The organism is Flavobacterium sp. 9AF (assembly GCF_902506265.1).
GTDB lineage: Bacteria > Bacteroidota > Bacteroidia > Flavobacteriales > Flavobacteriaceae > Flavobacterium.
Window position 1 is genome coordinate 1 of the sequence record NZ_LR733574.1, and the last position, 18,806, is coordinate 18,806.

Below are 18,806 nucleotides of genomic sequence, written 5' to 3' on the forward strand. Positions count from 1 at the left end.
ATATTATTTTAGTTATTACTTCATTTTCTTTGTACACCTCAAAAACAAAATAAGCCACCTGAGTAGTAATAATTATGATACCAAAGTATAAGAAATAATTTTTTAAATCGTATTGTAATTCATTTTCAGAAATATTTTTTACAAAATCTTTATTATATCTTGATGAATCTCTTACTAGATAATTAAATGCAAAAATTGTTAAAGTACATATCATCAAAATAAACCACCAAGTACTATAAAATGGTGCCTCAATTACAAAAGAATAGAATGTGGTATTACCTAAATCATTTCCTAATGGATCTACTTGTTTTACATAAAACTTATAATTACCAGGTGGTAAATTATAATAATTTATTTCTTTATTTTTTGTTGGTTTTGTCCAAAAATCATTTAGTCCTTTTAATTTATAGGAATAATAGTTGTTTTGTGCTAACGAACTATTAATCTGCCCTATATGAAAAGCCAATGAGTTTTCATAATGATTAAATTTATGATTTTCATTTGGTACACTAAAGAATTTATTTTTATTTTCTTGAGTAATATAATCTTTATTATTAACTAAAAGTTTAGTAATAAAAATGGGAGCATTTTTATCAAAGTTTTTTATGTTTTGATTTTTATAGAAATATTTATAAAGCCCTTTAACTGTTCCAAAATATATATTGCCTTCATTATCTATAAAGTCTGATTTCATGTTGGTTTCAATTCCATCAAACATATTATTTGAATTCAGACTTTCAACGTTGACTATCTGTCCTTTTTGGTTGGTAGTAATACGTTCTAAACCTAGGTTAGAGCCAACTAATATATTATCATTTATTCCTGTTAAAGTATAAATTAAAGTAGATGATAGTCCATCATTTGTACCAAAAAATTTTATTTCTTCTTTTTGATTAACAGAATAAATTTTGTTTTCTCCTGCATACCAAATCGTATTGTACTTATCTTTAGCGCTTAGAAACAGCAATCTATTTAATACTCTATTTTTCACAATGATATTTTGGGCATCTGCTTGTATTGCAAATAACCCGTCACCTGTAGCAACTAACCATTTGTTAGCATTAACTTGTTCTATATTGTACACATTTTTAACAATTTTATTTTTAAAAAAATGTACTTTCTTATTAAAATTAGCATCCAAAATTAATAATCCATCACCAATGGTTGCCACCCAAATATTACCATTTTGATCTAATTTAATAGATGAAACATCTATACTAGGCATTATTTCTTTTATAACACCATCGCTATAGGAATATAATCCTTTATCTGAACCTATAAGGAGTTGATTGCCAAAATTAGAAAAGCAATTGATTTTTTGATTGAAATCAATTTTTTGGTTAAATTCTAGATTAAAAAGATCCTTTTTTTTAAAAGCGTTTAGTCCGAAATCTCTACTATATATGTAAAGATTTTCTTTATATTCTGCTATTGCAAAAATTGATTTTGTCCTAATTTCAGGAGAAGCATTGTATTTTACAAATGTTTGATTACTAAGCTGTATAACACCTAAACTTGTTGAACCTAATGACAAACTAGTATCTTCAACAAAAATAGCATTAACTTCTGTATCAGGAAATCCATTCTTAGTATCTATTATTACATATTCTCCCGATTTGTAAACTACTATTATTCCTGCAAATTTTTTTCCAGCTATCCAAATATTCCCTGAATCTGTTTTATAAACATTATTTATAGCGATTGGACTTCCAGAATCATCTTTAATAGTAGCAATTAACCTATTATAAATGTACGCGTCTTTTTTAAAATGAAGAATATAAACATTTCCGTCTTCATCACCTACATAGTGAAAAGTTTTTTTGTTTTCAGTAATACATATGTTTTTGCCTTCAAAATCAACTAAAATGATTTTTTTGTTTTGGTATTGAAATAAGCCTTTATCGGTAGCGATAAGAATACCTTTGTTTTCTAAATTACTAACGGTATTAATAGCATTTATTTTTTTCCCTTCAATACTTAGTACAGGTTTAATTTCAGCATTCTTATTTATTTGATAAATTCTCTTAGGACTTATACCATAAACTACTGAATCAATTTTTATTAATTTCTCTATTACATCAACCTTTCCATTTACAAATAAATAATCAATCTTATTTGTAAATTCTTTTCCATTAAAAACTAATAATCCTCTATATTTGGTAAGTAAAAGAAGTTTGTCTTTACTTTCAAGAATATCCGTTATGAAAAAGTTTTCAATGTCTTTAAATTTATTATAATTAATAAAGCCATTACCGTCATAACGGATTAAACCCGTCCCATTTGATCCATACCAAATTAACCCATTACTACTTTTGTAAATTTTATTAACAGAAGAAGAGGGAAAACCTTTTTCCTGATTTATTATTTCAAAGTTGTACTGCTGACTAAAATTTGGGGAAGAAATCAGGTACAAAAAGAGAAATAAAATTAAATTGTAACGTTTAATCATATTCAGTAAATAGCAGGTAGTTAAGCTTGTAAAAATATAAAAAAAATACATCTTAACCAAAATAAGTTAAATTTGATGGTTATTTGATAAAAAATCCCTATTATTGGGGGTTTTTTAACAATAAAACGATATGAAACTAAAAAAAATAGCACTGTTTTTTTTATTAATTGCCTCTTATTCAATAGTCGCACAAAATAAAATAACTCTAGAAGAAATTTGGTCAGGTGTATTTAGAACCCAAGGTATGGATGAATTACATGCCTTAAAAAACACAAATCAATATACTGTTTTAAATTTTGATAGATCTTCAAGAAGTGCGCAAATAGACTTGTATGATTTTGCTACTTTAGAAAAAGTAAAAACATTATTTGATACAAAAAATTTCAAACAAATATTGGGCATCGACAATTATGTTTTTGATCAATCGGAATCCAAAATATTATTAGCTACCAACTCCTCCCCAATATTTAGACATTCCTTTACTGCAGATTATTATATTTATGATATTAATACAAAGGAATTAAATAGATTAACAAATAAAAGCATTCAAGAGCCTACATTTTCAGCAGATGGTTCTAAAATAGCTTATGCCTATGAAAACAATTTATATGTATATGATATTAATTCTAAAATTGACTTACAAATAACTCAGGATGGCAAAAAAAACAGCATTATAAACGGAATAACCGACTGGGTTTATGAAGAAGAATTTGCATTTGTAAAAGCTTACGATTGGAATAAAACCGGAGACAAAATCGCTTTCATCCGTTTTGATGAAACCTCTGTACCTGAATTTTCAATGGATTTATACAATGAAGGACTATACCCTACACAACACGTATTTAAATATCCAAAAGCAGGAGAAAAAAACGCAAATGTATCACTACATGTTTATGACTTAAAAACAAATATTACTTCAAAAATAAATTTAGGCAATTATAATGATTTTTATATTCCAAGAATAAAATGGACAAACGAAGCCAATATTTTGAGTGCTCAAGTAATAAATCGTCATCAAAATAATTTAGACTTACATTTTATTGATGCTTCTTCTGGAAAAACTACAGTAGTTCTTAATGAAAAAGACAAGGCTTATATTGATATTACGGATAATTTAACTTTTTTAAGTGATAATAGTTTTATCTGGACTTCTGAAAAAGATGGATATAATCACATTTATCACTATGATAAAAACGGAAAATTGATAAACCAAGTTACAAAAGGAAGCTGGGAAGTAACTGCTTATTATGGTTTTGATGAGAAAAACAAAACTATTTACTTTCAATCTACAGAAAATGGTTCAATAAATAGAGATATTTTCTCCATCCTTATCTCTGGAAAAAAGAAAAACATGTTAACTAGCAAAACAGGCACTAACGACGCTACCTTTAGTCCAAATTTTCAGTTTTTCATTAACACTTATTCTAGTGCTATACACGCACCATTATACTCTCTAAATGACTCTAAAACTGGTAAAGAATTAAAAGTAATTCAATCTAACGAAACTTTAGAAGCAAAATTATCACAATACAACATCGCTCCTAAAGCATTTTTTACATTAACAACAGAAAAAGGTCACACTTTAAATGCTTGGTCTATTAAGCCAAAAGATTTTGATGCTTCTAAAAAATATCCTGTATTGATGTACCAATATTCTGGTCCAGGATCACAACAAGTAGCAAACCAATGGAATTCTAGTAATGATTATTGGTACTATATGCTAGCTCAAAAAGGGTATGTTGTAATTTGTGTAGACGGAAGAGGAACAGGTTTTAAAGGTGCTGAATTTAAAAAATGCACGTATAAAGAATTAGGAAAATACGAAGTAGAAGATCAAATTGATGCAGCAAAAGTCATTGCAAAATACGAATATGTAGATGCTTCAAGAATAGGCATTTGGGGATGGAGTTATGGTGGTTTTATGAGTAGTAATTGTATTTTGAAAGGAAATGATGTTTTCAAAACTGCTATCGCTGTTGCTCCGGTAACGAGTTGGAGATATTACGATTCTATTTATACTGAACGATACATGCAAACGCCACAAGAAAATGCGAGTGGTTATGATGACAACTCACCTATAAATCATGTTGAAAAATTAAAAGGAAATTATTTATTAGTTCATGGTACTGCAGATGACAATGTTCATGTTCAAAATACAATGAAAATGATTGAAGCTTTAGTACAAGCAAACAAACAGTTTGACTGGGCTATTTATCCGGATAAAAATCATGGGATTTACGGTGGTAAAACCCGACTTCAATTGTACACAAAAATGACTAACTTTTTATTAGAAAAACTATAATAACTAAACACAAATCATATGAATAAAGTTACAGCTAAAAAAAGCCATCCTAAGGGTCTATGGGTTTTATTTGGAACAGAAATGTGGGAGCGTTTCAATTTTTACGGAATGAGAGCCATTCTTACCTTATTTATGGTAAATGCATTATTAATTAAAGAAGCAGATGCTGCAATTATCTATGGTGGTTTCTTAGCTTTATGTTATTTAACTCCGCTTTTAGGAGGTTTTATTTCTGATAAATATATTGGAAATAGATATAGCATCATGTTAGGTGGAACTTTAATGGCTATAGGACAACTTTTATTATTTATCAGTGCATCTACATTTGATGGCAATATGGGTAGTGCTAAAGCGATTATGTGGATTGCGTTATTTGTCATTATTTTTGGGAATGGTTTCTTTAAACCAAACATCTCATCAATGGTGGGAAGTTTGTACCCTAAAGAAGAAAAAAACAAATTGGACTCTGCTTTTACAATCTTTTACATGGGAATTAATATTGGTGCGTTTTTAGGCCAATTTATTTGCCCTTGGGTTGGAGACGTGAAAGATGCTGAAACTGGTTTTAGAGATATATTTGCTTTTAAATGGGGCTTTTTAGCAGCATCTATAGCAATGGTTATTGGAACTATTACATTTTTTATTTTAAAAAATAAATATGTGGTAACACCTGAAGGAAGACCTATTGGAGGTTTACCTAAAAATAATGCAAGTGAAGATTTTGAAGAAGGAGAAACACAAACAGCTAAGTTTAGTTCAAAAGCCATCGGAATTTCAATTGGTTTATTTGCTGTGCTTTTCTTTATTTTTAGATATTTTTTAGTAGGCGAATTTGGTTTTTCATCTGTAGAAATGGGACAATTAATTAAAGGAATTATCTACCCATTTATTTATTCTGCTGGTATTGCTTTGGCTTACCTAATCATGAGTTCGGCGGAAAACAAAGTGGAAAGACAAAGAATTTGGGTAATCTACATTGTTTCATTCTTTATCATATTCTTTTGGGCAGCATTTGAACAAGCAGGTTCATCATTAACTTTTATTGCAGATAATCAAACTGATAGAAAAATATTTAATTGGGATATGCCTCCTTCAATGGTACAAATTTTCAATGGAATATTTGTAGTAATGCTGGCTATACCTTTTAGTTTACTTTGGGATAAATTAAGAGCTAAAGGCAAAGAACCCGTATCTCCTCTAAAACAAGCAATTGGATTGGCATTAATCGCATTGAGTTATTTCATTATCGCCCATAATGTGAAAGATTTAGGAAATTCTGGTTTATTAGCAATCAAATGGTTAATGTTGCTTTATTTTATTCAAACCATGGGTGAATTATGTTTATCTCCTATTGGATTATCATTAGTAGGTAAATTAGCTCCAAAACGTTTTGCTTCATTATTGTATGGGGTATTCTTTATTTCAAATGCAGCTGGTTATGCTTTAGCTGGATCATTAGGGGCTATTATTCCTGCTACTGGTGATAAATTTGAAAAAGCTGAGAAACTGGGAATTAATTTACAAGACGTTTTAGACAAAAAAGTCGTTTTAACAACAGAACAAGTAGCTCTATTTGAAAAAGAACAATTACCTATCGAAAACACCTCTTTTGCTGGATTTGAAATTCACAATCTTTACGAATTTTTCATGGTATTTGTAGTACTTTGTGGTATTGCAGCCATCATTTTAGCTTTACTTTCTCCTAGGCTTAAAAAAATGATGAATGGCATAAGTTAATTGTTATAAAATATTTTTTTATATCTTTCAAACCTGTAAATTAATTTACAGGTTTTTTTAAACTTTACTTATTTATGAAAAATAAACATCCTAAAGGATTAATGTTTTTGTTTTTCACTGAAATGTGGGAACGATTCGGTTATTATCTAATTATTGGAATTTTTGTTCTTTATATGATTGATCCTGCTTCCACAGGAGGATTAGCCTTTACTGACAAATATGCTGATGATATCTTTGGCACTTATATAGCACTAACTTATTTAACTCCCTTTCTTGGTGGTTATTTGGCAGATAGAATTTTAGGTTATTTTAAAGCCATTTATTTGGGCGGATTTTTAATGGCACTAGGGTATATTGGACTCGGTTTTCATGACATTACCATGTTTTATATTTCCATGGGGTTAATTATTGTTGGGAATGGTTTTTTTAAACCTAGTATTTCCACACTAGTTGGTAATCTATATTCAACAGATGAATACAAAGCTAACAAAGATGCAGGTTATAATATTTTTTACATGGGAATAAACCTAGGTGCTTTTTTATGTAATATTATAGCTGCTTTTATGCGAAATCAATATGGTTGGGGTGCTGCTTTTATTACTGCAGGTATTGGTATGTTTTTAGGTTTGATCATTTTTACATTAGGTAAAAAGCATTTACAATCTGCCAATGTGATGAAGCCTGTACAAAAAGGAGACATTAGTTTAAGTAGAATTTTAAGTATAGTTTTCTTACCCGCTATAATTTGCGGTGCAATTGGATGGTTAATTCCAGGAAACATCTTTAAAAGTGATTCTACTGATGCTTTTATTTTTGCTTGCATTCCAGTAATTATTTTCTATGTAAGTTTATATGTAAAAGCTAATTTTGAGGACAAACGACCTTTAGGTGCTTTATTAGCCATTTTTGCTGTAGGTATGCTATTTTGGGCTGTATTTAAGCAAAACGGTACAGCATTAACTCGTTGGGCAAATTATTATACTGACCGTCAAGTAACTGGAACAACCGAAAAAACATTATCATCTATATATCTAGTTGAAGAAAAAGATTACGTAACTAGAGAGGTTCAAAAATATGATAATCAATTTCAAGCGGAAAAAGATGAAAATAAAAATCCAATTAAAGTTCAGGGCAAAGATGTGTATTTTACCAATATTTCTTCTGATCAAAGAGAAAAATTAGAAGTTCAGCCAGAACAAAAAGTCTCGCTAATTAACACTGAACTTTTTCAATCTATAAATCCTGGGTGGATTATTATATTGACTCCATTTCTAGTAGGTTTATTTGCTTTCTTAAGAAAAAGAGGAAAAGAACCTTCCACTCCATCTAAAATTGTTTTAGGGTTATTCATTTCTTCATTATCTTGTTTAGTAATGGTTATTGCTGTTTATGTTGGAAATAATGGTTTAGTAAAAGTTTCTCCTTGGTGGCTAGTTGGCACTTATGGGGTAATCACTATAGGTGAATTATGTTTGTCTCCTATGGGATTATCAATAGTATCAAAACTAAGTCCTCCTAGGCTTACTGCATTAATGATGGGTGGCTTCTTTTTATCAATTGCTATTGGAAATAAATTATCTGGTGTTTTGGCAAGCATGTGGTATGATTATGAAGATAAATCAAACTTTTTTATAGTAAATACTATATTATTATTATTTGCAACAGCTTTAGGATTGTTAATTCTAAAAAGATTGAATGCTATAATGAGGGAAAAAGGATTAAGCTAATATGCAAACAATTCAAGAAATTCAAAACTTCAAAGGAAAATATCCAAAACAGCTTTGGTATTTATTTTTTAGTGAAATGTGGGAGCGATTCTGTTTTTACGGAATGCGTGGTATGTTAGTTGTCTTCATGGTTAGTCATCTTATAATGGATGAAAAAACGGCAAATCTTCAATATGGAGCCACTCAAGCTTGGGTGTATGCTTTTACCTTTATTGGAGGTCTATTTGCAGACAAGATATTAGGATTGAGAAAATCGCTCTTTTGGGGTGGTATTTTAATGATTTTAGGAAGTATTATTTTAGCCATTGACCCGAAAAATTTATTTTTTATTGGTATTGGTTTTACTATTGTGGGCACTGGTTTTTTTAAACCTAACATATCTTCAATGGTTGGTCAATTATATAAAGATAACGATCCAAGAAGAGATGCAGGATTTTCTTTCTTTTATATGGGAGTTAATTTAGGGGCATTATTAGGTGGTTACATTTGTATTGCTGTAGCAGAAGGATCAATGTGGCAAACTTTGGTTCCAGAACATTTGAGATGGAATGTAGGATTTGGTTTTGCTGCAGTTGTGATGATTATAAGTTTATTAACTTTCACACAAACTCAGAAAACATTAAGTACCATTGGCCTTTCTCCACTTAATAATATAGATAATTCTAAAAAGAAAATTTTAGAAATAGCAACTTATATAGGATCACTACTCATTATTCCTATTATTATTGTTATGGTAGCCAATACTAAATATACCGATTATTTTATGTATTTTATAGGTCCAGCCTCGATTCTATATTTGTTTTATGAAATGAAAAATTTTTCGGCTACAGAAAATAAAAAACTGTTAGCTGCCTTAATATTTATTATTTTTTCCATTTTCTTTTGGGCCTTTTTTGAACAAAGTGGAGGATCTTTAAGTTTATTTGCTGTTAATAATTTGAACAATACCATTGCGGGAGTAGAATTGAGTCCAAATGGAGTAAACAATTCTGCTAATTCACTATTTGTTATTATTTTCGCAGCTTTACTTGGCTTAGTTTGGCTATGGATGGCAAAGAAAAAAATAGAACCCAATACTATTATCAAATTTGGGTTAGCGTTTCTATTCTTAGCAGGTGGTTTTTGGGTATTTTATTATACTCAGTTTTTTGCAGATTTGAATGGAAAAACATCTTTAGGAATTTTTACTTTCGGATGGTTAGTAATTACATTTGGTGAATTAAGTCTTTCTCCAATAGGAATGAGTGCTATGACAAAACTATCACCACAAAAAACACAAGCTGTGTTAATGGGAATGTGGTTTTTAGCTAGTGCTTATGGGCAATATTTTGCTGGAATTCTAGGAGCGAATATAGCAGAAGCTTCAGAAAATTCAAGCAATATGGAAAAATTAATCGTCTATACTGAAGGTTACAAACAATTAGCTATTTATGCATTAATATTAGGTGTTATTTTAATTATAATTTCTCCTTTAGTAAAAAAATTAATGCAAGATGTTAATTAACCAACATTTTTTGGCATCTTTTTTGTCTAAATTTGTATAAAAATATTATCAATATGAAAAAAATAGTTTTATTACTAATAGCAATCCTTTTTAGCTTTACTAGTTCCGCACAAGAACTTACTTGGCATACCGATATGGCAAAAGCTTCAGAGTTATCTATAAAGGAAAAAAAACCTATGCTACTGTTTTTCACTGGTTCTGACTGGTGTGGATGGTGTATTCGTTTGCAAAAAGAAGTATTAAAAACACCTGAATTTGAAAAATGGGCTAAAGAAAATGTTATTCTTGTAGAATTGGATTTCCCAAGAAGAACTCCTCAAGATGAAGTTATTAAAGCACAAAATTATCAAATGCAAAGTATGTTTCAAGTAAGAGGTTATCCTACTGTATGGTTTGTAACTCCTGAAAAAACAGAAGAGGGAAAAATGAATTTAAGAGGTTTAGGAAGTACTGGATATGTTGCTGGTGGTCCTGCTACTTGGCTAGATGGTGCTTCAAAAATTGTGGCTAATAAATAATATTTTTATTTTAATATATAAAATCCCTTTTCAGTAGTCGCATGAAAAGGGATTTTTTCATTTTTACAAGTATTTCTCCACTTTTCTACTAAATAGAAGGCGTTACTATTATCTGCTATAATTTTTTTTGGTTTCAAATGCTGTATTAACCGAGATAAATTTAATTTAGTATTTTGAGTTAAAACTACATAATCCACTCGATTGCCAACATCATAAATTGCTAAAGAATCTACAATTAGTATTCTATTCTCATTAAAAAGAAGAATGTTTTTTAATTCTTTAATCCTTTTCATACTACAATGTGAGCCTCTTAAATAATCTAGATATATTTGTTTGTTTTTCAATGAATCATTTGTATAAAGCTCAACATAATTATTTGTTTTTCTACTAATTAAAGTAGTCTTTTTAGAATTATAAATAATTAACTCATCTGAGTTATTCTTTTTCAAATAAGTCAAAATAACTGCCAATTGAAAAATTAATAATGCTATAACGGCATTTCTAAAGGCATACCATTTTAATTTATAAATCCAATAAATGAAACTAACAAAAACTAGGTACAAAAGTACTGTCATACTACTTGTAAAAGAAATATTTTTTATAATCGCAGAATCAAACCGAGCAATTATAGCAATATATTCATTCATTATTTCAACAAAAAAAGAGACTAATTTACCTAAATAATATCCAAAAGGTTTAAAAATAAAATTTAACAATAATGTGATACTTCCAAATATTAAAACGAAACTAGCAATGGGTATAACTATAATATTAGCAAAGAGAAACAACATTGGAAATTGATGAAAATAATATAAAGTTAAAGGTAAAACTCCAATTTGTGCTGCTAATGATACTAATAATATATCTATAAAATAGATACTTATTTTATTTTTCGTAAAATAAAATTTCTTATAAAAAGGTTGAAATAATAAAATTGAAATAACAGCTGCATAACTTAATTGAAAACCTATATCAAAAATAAAATTTGGATTAAAAAGCAACAAGATTATAGCAGAAACCGCAACAGAATTATACACATTATTTTGTTTGTTAAAATAACCTCCTAAACTAATAATAGTGAATAATGTAACGGCTCTAGTAACAGATGCAGGTAAACCAGTTATTAATGCAAAAAACCATAAAAGACCTAAAATAACAAACAACTTAATTGTTTTTCCATTTCTTATTTTTTCCAAAGGTTTAAAAATAAAGGAGAAGAAGAAATACAAAATCCCTATATGCAATCCTGAAATAGCTAAAATATGTACCACACCAGAAGCAGTATAATTAGTTATTGTTTCCTCATCTATGCTATTCCTTTGACCAAAAAGTAATGCATTTATTATCCCTTTCGTTGATTTTTTAAAATGATGATATTCAAAACTTGATTGCAATTTATCCCTTACATATTGGAGATAATAATCTTTATTTTTTTGAATTCCTAATTTTATAATATCTGACTCACTACAAAATAATTGATGAAAAATATTTTGTTTCTTCAAATAATTTGAATAATCAAATTGATACGGATTAGTCGCACGTAAAGTAGGAATTATTTCTTTTCCCAAAGCTATTTTTTCACCTACATTAAGATTTTTATTGCTTTTTCTAACATACAATAAAATTTTCCCAAAACACAACTTCGAATTGTATTTATTTACCTCTAAAACATATTTGTAAAAATTTGTATTAGGCTTTAAGACAACCGAAATTGTACCAACAATTACATTTGTCTTTTCTTTAGGAATAGCAGAATAATGTGTTTTATAATTAGTATCTGTATGAAGATATTGAGTAATACTTCCTAAAAATAGCACAAGTATATAACAGGTTATCCCAAAATAAATATCTTGAAACCATTTCCTTTTAGCTCTGTAAAACGAAAAAACAAACAGTAAAAAAAATAATAGTATTAAAAATAAAAGTAAATTAAAATTAATCTTGCAATAATTATTTAAAATTATTCCTAAAGTATATGAAGTAGTTAATGTAATAATTGGAAACTTAAAAAACTTCATATAAAATATACTATATCAATAATTTAACACCCTATTAATTTGAGTAAAAGTCTTTCCATAGTAGGCATCAGATGTAGAAGAAACTATAACCCCTTTTTGAGTAGACGAATGAATAAATTTAATTTCATTTGGTAAAACTTCAACAATAATTCCTACATGATTAATTGTGTTTTTACCGTTGGTTTTAAAAAAAATTAAATCACCAGGTTGTGCTTCTCTAGTACTTATCATTTCTCCATGTTTAGACATGTCTACAGATGTTCTAGGCAATGTAATATCATAACTTCCAAAAGAACTAAAAACTAAACCAGAACAATCCATGCCTGTTTTTGTTGTGCCTCCTGTTTTGTATTTAACACCTAAATTTTTAAGTGCTTCATCCACTATATTATTTGCTGTTTCATTTTCGCTTTTCGAAACTTTTATATAAGTGGTCTCGTCATAATTATTCTGTGCTTCATTTTCGAAATCTTTAATAGAAGGTTGTTCTTCTTTTGAATAAGAATACATTCCTTTATCTATTGCTTCTTGCTTTGACGTAACAATATTGGATTGTGTTTTACAACTTACTAACAAAATACTAAGAAATAATAAAGTAATTTTTTTCAAAATAATGTTTTTTGCTAAAATAAATATTATTTTTTAATCGATGAAACAATTAAATGTGCCGTTTTTTTACTTGCACCTTCTCCACCTAATTTTTTTTCAAGAATAGAATAATTTTCTAACATTTTTTCTCTTTCTTCTCCTTTAAGAATTTTATTTAATTCCATAATTATATTTTTAGAATTGAAATCATTCTGGATCAATTCTTTCACTACTTCTTTATCCATTATTAGATTTACCAAAGAAATATATTTTAAAGTAATAATCCTTTTGGCAATTTGGTAAGAAACCCAACTTCCCTTATAGCAAACCACTTCAGGTACTTTAAATAAAGCTGTTTCTAAGGTAGCTGTTCCAGAAGTTACTAAAGCTGCATGAGATACACTTAATAAATCATAAGTTCTATTGGAAATAAAATGTACATTTTCTTTTCTTAAAAAAGGTTCATAAAAGGAAAATTCTTGGCTGGGAGCGCCCGCTATTACAAATTGATAATCAGGAAAATCTTTAACCACAGACAACATTCCAGATAACATTTTCAAAATTTCCTGTTTTCTACTCCCTGGTAAAAGGGCTATTATTGGTTTTTGACTTAATTTATTTTCTAATATAAAGCTTTCTTTATCTATTTTATTTCTACTATGAATTGCATCAATTAATGGATGGCCTACAAAATTTACTGGGAAATTATGTTTCCCTTCATAAAAGTCTTTTTCGAAAGGTAAAATGACATACATATAATCCACATCTCTTTTTATAGCATGAATTCTATTCTCTTTCCAAGCCCAAATTTGTGGAGAAATATAATAATGTGTAGGTATTTTTTTCTGTTTTGCCCAAGAAGCAATTCTCATATTAAAACCTGGATAATCAATAAAAATTATTATATCAGGTTGAAATGAATCAATATCAGATTTACAAAATTTAATATTGTTAAGAATGGTCTTTAAATTCAACACTACTTCTAAAAAACCCATAAAAGCAAGATCACGATAATGTTTTACTAAAGTACCTCCCATACTCTGCATTAAATCTCCTCCCCAAAAACGAATAATAGCATTGGAATCTTCATTGTAAATAGATTTCATCAAATTAGAACCATGCAAATCTCCAGATGCTTCACCAGCTATAATATAATATTTCATTCTTAATTTAACTCTTCATTAGAAAACTATCTTTCAGAAACTGTATTTTCAATAATTCAAAACAGAACAATCTAGTAACTTTTGGTCAGAAAAAGTTAAAATCCAAATTTTACTAAACACATCTTCGCTTAATGGCTTGTATTGTTCTTTAGCGATCAATTTATTCACTAATAAAGGTATACTATTTGAATGACCTACTACTACGGTTGTCTTTCCTTTTTCTACTTCTAGTAGATATTTTGAAAACTCGGTATCTTTAGGATTATAAATTTTAATTGTCAAATTTTTGGTTGATGCTAACTTAGCTACAGTACCTTTTGTTCTTATATAATCTGACGAATAAACGTTATCTATAGAAACTTCCGAGAAAAGGAAATCAAGCCGTTCGGCTCTATTTTCACCTTCTTTACTTAAAATAGGGTCTTTTGAATTATCTATTATTTTTTCTGCATGGCGCATCAAAATTATCTTGGTCATTATAGGTTCTGTATTATTGCTTTGAGCAAATAAAAAACTATAACATAAGAAAAATAAAAATATTCCAAGTATCTTTTTCATCTTTAAAGAATTACAGTTAAAATTACTAAAAGAAACATCGACAAAATAACACCTCTTGCCATTAAATCTTTATTTTTTTTTAATAAAATAAAAAATAATATAAGATTAGGAATACAACCAAGTGTTATTACTTTTCCAATCATCCCAGCCTTTTTCATATTACTAAACCCTTCTACAAGACCTTGATTGGTAAACAAATACAAAACAACAAATGTTCCTATAAAAGCCGTTAAAAAGCCTATAAAAAAACCTATAAAAATATCTTTCTTTTGAATCATAAATCCCATGAGTTTAATGTAGTTATAGCGTGATAAGCTGTTAAATCAAATTGAACTGGCACAATAGAAATGTAATTATTTTTTAAAGCCCATTCATCAGTATCTTCTCCTTTATCTTTATTTACAAATTCGCCAGTAAGCCAAAAATATTCTTTCCCTTGAGGATTTGTTCTTTTGTCAAACTCCTCAACCCACATGGCTTTGGCTTGTCTACAAATCTTAATACCAGAAATCTCCTTTTCTTGAGCTTTAGGAAAATTTACATTTAACACAACTCCTTCAGGAAGACCATTTTTCAAAACCGCATAAGTAATATCTTTAACATATGTTCTTAATGGCTCAAAATTAGTATTCCAACTGTAATCTAAATGTGAAAAACCGATGGCTGGTATTCCTTCTATACCTGCTTCTACTGCAGCACTCATAGTTCCAGAATAAATAACATTTATAGAGGAATTGGAACCATGATTAACTCCTGAAACACACAAGTCAGGTTTTCTTTTTAAAATTTCATGAACAGCCATTTTCACACAATCAACTGGAGTTCCAGAACAACTGTATTCGTGTTCGATTTCACCATCTAAATTGACTTTGTCTATGTGTAATGTATTATTTATAGTAATTGCATGCCCCATAGCACTTTGTGGACTATCTGGTGCTACCACTATAACTTCTCCAATTTCTTTCATAACACTTATCAGGAATCGAATTCCTGGAGCAACAATACTGTCATCGTTAGTTACCAAAATAAGTGGTTTCTTCATCTTTTTTTTGGCTAATTTAATTATTTTTAACAAACCATTTTCATTAAAGTTAAAATAAAAAAATTTAGTTTAAATCAAAAAAATGTCTTAAATTGCAATATAATGGCATGATTTTTTATGTACATTAGTAGAAAAATTTATTGATGACCCAAATTGTTGATTTTATGAAAAGAAATTATAAGGTTATTTTGCTTATAACTGCCTTATCTGCAGTGCTGTGGAGTTTTATTCCTACTAAAAAAACGGAAGATCCTGAAAAAGACAAATTGCTCTTAGAGCTATTAACTTATGTCCTGGAAAAGGGACATTTTAACCCTGTAGAAATTAATGACAGTTTTTCCAAAGAAGTTTACAATAAGTATATTACTGGAATTGATCCTACAAAAAGATTCTTTTTAGCTTCAGACATCAAAGAGTTCGATCAATACGAACAAGTAATTGATGATATGATTAAAACGAAAGATTTGTCATTTTTCTACTTAACAAATTCAAGATTGTTAAAAAGAATTGAAGAATCAAAATCCATATATAAAACCTTATTGGCAAAGCCTTTCGATTTTTCAACAGAAGAATCTATCGACACGGATTATGACAAACAGTCCTATGCTAAAAATGATAAAGATTTAAAAGAAAGATGGAGAAAACAATTGAAACTTTCTTTACTATCTTCTATTACAGACAAGCAGAAATTAGAACAAAATAAAAAAGAAAAAGATCCAAATTATAAAGAGAAAAAATTTGAAGAAATAGAAAAAGAAGCTCGTGAGAGTTCTTTAAAATCTTTAAATGAATATTTTGATTTTATTGAAAAAGAATTAGATAGTAATGATTGGTACTCTATATTCATCAATTCAATTGTAGAACAATTTGATCCACATACATTTTATTTTTCACCAGAAGAAAAAGATAAATTTGATATCAGTATGAGTGGGAAATTTGAGGGTATTGGTGCTCGTCTTCAAAAGAAAGATAATACAGTAGAAGTATCCGAATTAATTTCGGGTGGTCCGGCTTGGCGTGCTAAAGAATTAGAAGCAGGTGATGTAATCTTAAAAGTAGCACAAGGTAAGGAAGAAGCTCTTGATATTGCTGGAATGAGATTAGATGATGTCGTTAAAAAAATCAAAGGTCCAAAAGGAACTGAAGTTCGTTTAACCGTTAAAAAAGTAGATGGTTCAATTGCAGTTATTTCTATCATTAGAGATGAAGTAGAAACAGAAGAGACCTTTGCAAAATCATCAATTGTAGTAAAAGATGGAACAAAATTTGGAGTAATTTATTTACCTAAGTTTTACATCAGTTTTGACAATAAAGACAATAGAGATGCCTTTAAAGACGTAGCAATTGAAATCGAACGTTTAAAAGAGCAAAATGTTCAAGGTATTATAATGGACCTAAGAGGTAACGGCGGTGGTTCATTAGAAACAGTAGTAAATATGACTGGTTTATTCATAGAACAAGGCCCAGTTGTACAAGTTAAATCTTCTGATAGAAAAAAAGACATTTTATCAGACAAAGACCCTAGTGTTCAATGGACTGGTCCACTAGTTGTTATGGTAGATAATTTTTCAGCTTCAGCTTCTGAAATTTTTGCTGCAGCTATTCAGGATTATAAACGTGGCATAATCATAGGAAGTAAACACACTTATGGTAAAGGAACCGTACAAAATATTATTGATTTAAATCAATTTGTAAGAAGTAATTCATTTGGAGATTTAGGAGCTTTAAAAACTACTACTCAAAAATTCTATAGAATTAATGGTGGTTCAACACAAAGAGAAGGTGTTTTGAGTGATATTGTTATGCCTGATCGTTTTGCTTATTTAGACATGGGAGAAAGAGATGAGAAAAATGCCTTAGCTTGGGATAAAATCGATGCAGCTGATTACACTCCTATATTTTCAGGTTTTGAATCTGTTATTGCAAATAGCAATAAAAGAATAACTGAAAATGATTATTTTAAATTAATTGATGAGAATGCTAAGTGGATTTTTGAAAGAAAAGATGATAATACTTATGATCTAAATATCGATAAATTCAAAGAAAAAATGAATCTTATTGATGCTAAACTTAAAAAATTTAAAACGTTATCAGAATATAAAAATAATTTAACTTTCAAATCTTTACCACATGAAACAGAATTATTTAAAACCGATAATTTATTAAAAGAGAAAAGATTACGTTGGCATGAAGAATTAGAAAAAGACATTTATGTTGACGAGGCTTTAAATGTTTTAAATGACTTAGACAAGATAGGTTTACAAAGTGTCGTGTATAATAAAAACAAAAAAGGTAAATTAGAAAAAATAGATAACTAATTTTTAATTATATTTTTAAAAGGCAAAGGCTGTCCAAAATTTTGGACAGCCTTTTTTAATTATTGGATTTTACATTTAGGAAGTCCTAAATATTCACACCACCCAAAACTACAACATGCACCGCCAGCACCATTTACTTTCTTTAATTCTTCTTTACCTAATACTTGAACATTTTTCAAGTTTAAAATTGATTTTTTCATGATTCTTTTTTATTATTAAATTTCTCAATTATTAACACCCTCCAATATTTTTACCTCCACCATTTTCGTCGTCTACCATTTGTTGATCAGTATATCCAATGGTAATTGTATAAACTCTTTCAATCGTATCTCCTGAATTTAATCTACCGTCTCCATTATTATCTCTATAAACAATGGTAGTAGATACTAATTGGCCATTTATGCACTCTGTAAATGTAGTCTCTCCTTTACCTTCAATTTGCTTTAATTGCTCTCTTGACAATAACTGAATACCTTCTAAATTTAAAATTGATTTTTTCATTTTTTATATATTTAATACGTTTCAAACTTTTTATGTCAATTGAAACTTTTGACAATATATAATGGCCATTATATTTTTAAGGCTTATGAATTGTATCAACCAAAATTAAAATGATTAAAACAACTTCATTAACCTCAAAACAAAATTGTTGTAAAAAAATGGGTTTTAAAAGTCGACAATCATAGGATTTATAAAATAAGGGACTGTAATTTTTAAATTATATACCCAATTTACAAATGAATTCCAATTAGTTACGGCCATTTAGAAATGTAAAAATGAATTCTATTTAAAAAAATTTTAGAATATATAAATTAGAAGAAACTAGTTTAAAGAATATTTATTAAAAGCGAAAGATTCATCCTCTTAAGACCAGCAAGTTTA

General features: G+C 28.6%; 15 protein-coding genes. 6 read left to right on the forward strand and 9 right to left on the reverse strand.

Annotated elements, in window-relative coordinates:
* Positions 1–2,449 (reverse strand): triple tyrosine motif-containing protein (locus tag HALO113_RS15200; protein WP_159779940.1); only part of this gene is annotated, 2,449 nt, incomplete at its 3' end.
* A 130-nt stretch (positions 2,450–2,579) separates the two neighbouring features.
* Here HALO113_RS15200 and HALO113_RS15205 point away from each other — a divergent pair.
* The 5 genes from HALO113_RS15205 to HALO113_RS15225 all read left to right on the forward strand — a co-directional run bounded on the left by HALO113_RS15205 (position 2,580) and on the right by HALO113_RS15225 (position 10,237).
* Positions 2,580–4,751 (forward strand): S9 family peptidase, encoded by a 2,172-nt coding sequence (locus tag HALO113_RS15205; protein WP_159779941.1) that lies wholly within the window; start codon positions 2,580–2,582, stop codon positions 4,749–4,751.
* A gap of 18 nt (positions 4,752–4,769) precedes the next feature.
* A complete protein-coding gene (locus HALO113_RS15210; protein ID WP_159779942.1) occupies positions 4,770–6,488 on the forward strand; it encodes a peptide MFS transporter in 1,719 nt (572 codons plus the stop codon).
* Positions 6,489–6,562: 74 nt separating this feature from the next.
* Positions 6,563–8,215: a peptide MFS transporter gene (locus HALO113_RS15215; RefSeq protein WP_159779943.1), complete on the forward strand. Its 1,653-nt coding sequence runs from the start codon at positions 6,563–6,565 to the stop codon at positions 8,213–8,215.
* Position 8,216: 1 nt separating this feature from the next.
* Positions 8,217–9,719, forward strand: coding sequence for a peptide MFS transporter (locus HALO113_RS15220; protein WP_159779944.1), 1,503 nt, complete (start codon positions 8,217–8,219; stop codon positions 9,717–9,719).
* A 53-nt stretch (positions 9,720–9,772) separates the two neighbouring features.
* On the forward strand, positions 9,773–10,237 hold the full coding sequence (locus HALO113_RS15225) for a thioredoxin family protein (RefSeq protein WP_159779945.1): 465 nt from the start codon (positions 9,773–9,775) through the stop codon (positions 10,235–10,237).
* Between the two features lie 5 nt (positions 10,238–10,242).
* On the opposite strand, the gene HALO113_RS15230 is transcribed toward HALO113_RS15225, so the two are convergent.
* Genes HALO113_RS15230 through surE form a run of 6 tightly spaced genes read right to left on the reverse strand, consistent with a single transcriptional unit; the run spans position 10,243 to position 15,606 of the window.
* Positions 10,243–12,255, reverse strand: a complete 2,013-nt coding sequence (locus tag HALO113_RS15230) for a ComEC/Rec2 family competence protein (protein ID WP_159779946.1) — start codon at positions 12,253–12,255, stop codon at positions 10,243–10,245.
* A 15-nt stretch (positions 12,256–12,270) separates the two neighbouring features.
* Positions 12,271–12,864: a C40 family peptidase gene (locus tag HALO113_RS15235; protein ID WP_159779947.1), complete on the reverse strand. Its 594-nt coding sequence runs from the start codon at positions 12,862–12,864 to the stop codon at positions 12,271–12,273.
* Positions 12,865–12,890: 26 nt separating this feature from the next.
* Positions 12,891–14,006 carry a lipid-A-disaccharide synthase gene (gene lpxB, locus HALO113_RS15240; protein WP_159779948.1) on the reverse strand — a complete coding sequence of 372 codons (1,116 nt, stop codon included), beginning with the start codon at positions 14,004–14,006 and terminating at the stop codon, positions 12,891–12,893.
* A 48-nt stretch (positions 14,007–14,054) separates the two neighbouring features.
* Positions 14,055–14,564 carry a histidine phosphatase family protein gene (locus HALO113_RS15245; RefSeq protein ID WP_159779949.1) on the reverse strand — a complete coding sequence of 170 codons (510 nt, stop codon included), beginning with the start codon at positions 14,562–14,564 and terminating at the stop codon, positions 14,055–14,057.
* A 2-nt stretch (positions 14,565–14,566) separates the two neighbouring features.
* Complete coding sequence (locus HALO113_RS15250; RefSeq protein WP_201297669.1) at positions 14,567–14,842, reverse strand: hypothetical protein; 276 nt, start codon at positions 14,840–14,842, stop codon at positions 14,567–14,569.
* A complete protein-coding gene (gene surE, locus HALO113_RS15255; protein WP_159779950.1) occupies positions 14,839–15,606 on the reverse strand; it encodes a 5'/3'-nucleotidase SurE in 768 nt (255 codons plus the stop codon). The genes HALO113_RS15250 and surE overlap by 4 nt, the downstream gene beginning before the upstream one ends.
* Positions 15,607–15,749: 143 nt before the next feature.
* Here surE and HALO113_RS15260 point away from each other — a divergent pair, with 143 nt between their 5' ends.
* Complete coding sequence (locus tag HALO113_RS15260; RefSeq protein WP_159779951.1) at positions 15,750–17,924, forward strand: carboxy terminal-processing peptidase; 2,175 nt, start codon at positions 15,750–15,752, stop codon at positions 17,922–17,924.
* Positions 17,925–17,983: 59 nt separating this feature from the next.
* Here HALO113_RS15260 and HALO113_RS15265 read toward each other — a convergent pair whose 3' ends face one another.
* The gene (locus HALO113_RS15265) at positions 17,984–18,124 is read right to left on the reverse strand and encodes a hypothetical protein (protein ID WP_159779952.1); all 141 of its coding nucleotides are present in this window, start codon (positions 18,122–18,124) and stop codon (positions 17,984–17,986) included.
* Positions 18,125–18,155: 31 nt separating this feature from the next.
* The gene (locus HALO113_RS15270) at positions 18,156–18,425 is read right to left on the reverse strand and encodes a hypothetical protein (protein WP_159779953.1); all 270 of its coding nucleotides are present in this window, start codon (positions 18,423–18,425) and stop codon (positions 18,156–18,158) included.
* Positions 18,426–18,806 lie beyond the last annotated feature (381 nt).

Bases quoted from the DNA above. Each gene is read 5' to 3' on its own strand.
- HALO113_RS15205 (WP_159779941.1), top strand. From the start codon at position 2,580: ATGAAACTAAAAAAAATAGCACTGTTTTTTTTATTAATTGCCTCTTAT.
- HALO113_RS15210 (WP_159779942.1), top strand. From the start codon at position 4,770: ATGAATAAAGTTACAGCTAAAAAAAGCCATCCTAAGGGTCTATGGGTT.
- HALO113_RS15215 (WP_159779943.1), top strand. From the start codon at position 6,563: ATGAAAAATAAACATCCTAAAGGATTAATGTTTTTGTTTTTCACTGAA.
- HALO113_RS15220 (WP_159779944.1), top strand. From the start codon at position 8,217: ATGCAAACAATTCAAGAAATTCAAAACTTCAAAGGAAAATATCCAAAA.
- HALO113_RS15225 (WP_159779945.1), top strand. From the start codon at position 9,773: ATGAAAAAAATAGTTTTATTACTAATAGCAATCCTTTTTAGCTTTACT.
- HALO113_RS15230 (WP_159779946.1), bottom strand. From the start codon at position 12,255: ATGAAGTTTTTTAAGTTTCCAATTATTACATTAACTACTTCATATACT.
- lpxB (WP_159779948.1), bottom strand. From the start codon at position 14,006: ATGAAATATTATATTATAGCTGGTGAAGCATCTGGAGATTTGCATGGT.
- HALO113_RS15245 (WP_159779949.1), bottom strand. From the start codon at position 14,564: ATGAAAAAGATACTTGGAATATTTTTATTTTTCTTATGTTATAGTTTT.
- HALO113_RS15250 (WP_201297669.1), bottom strand. From the start codon at position 14,842: ATGATTCAAAAGAAAGATATTTTTATAGGTTTTTTTATAGGCTTTTTA.
- surE (WP_159779950.1), bottom strand. From the start codon at position 15,606: ATGAAGAAACCACTTATTTTGGTAACTAACGATGACAGTATTGTTGCT.
- HALO113_RS15260 (WP_159779951.1), top strand. From the start codon at position 15,750: ATGACCCAAATTGTTGATTTTATGAAAAGAAATTATAAGGTTATTTTG.
- HALO113_RS15265 (WP_159779952.1), bottom strand. From the start codon at position 18,124: ATGAAAAAATCAATTTTAAACTTGAAAAATGTTCAAGTATTAGGTAAA.
- HALO113_RS15270 (WP_159779953.1), bottom strand. From the start codon at position 18,425: ATGAAAAAATCAATTTTAAATTTAGAAGGTATTCAGTTATTGTCAAGA.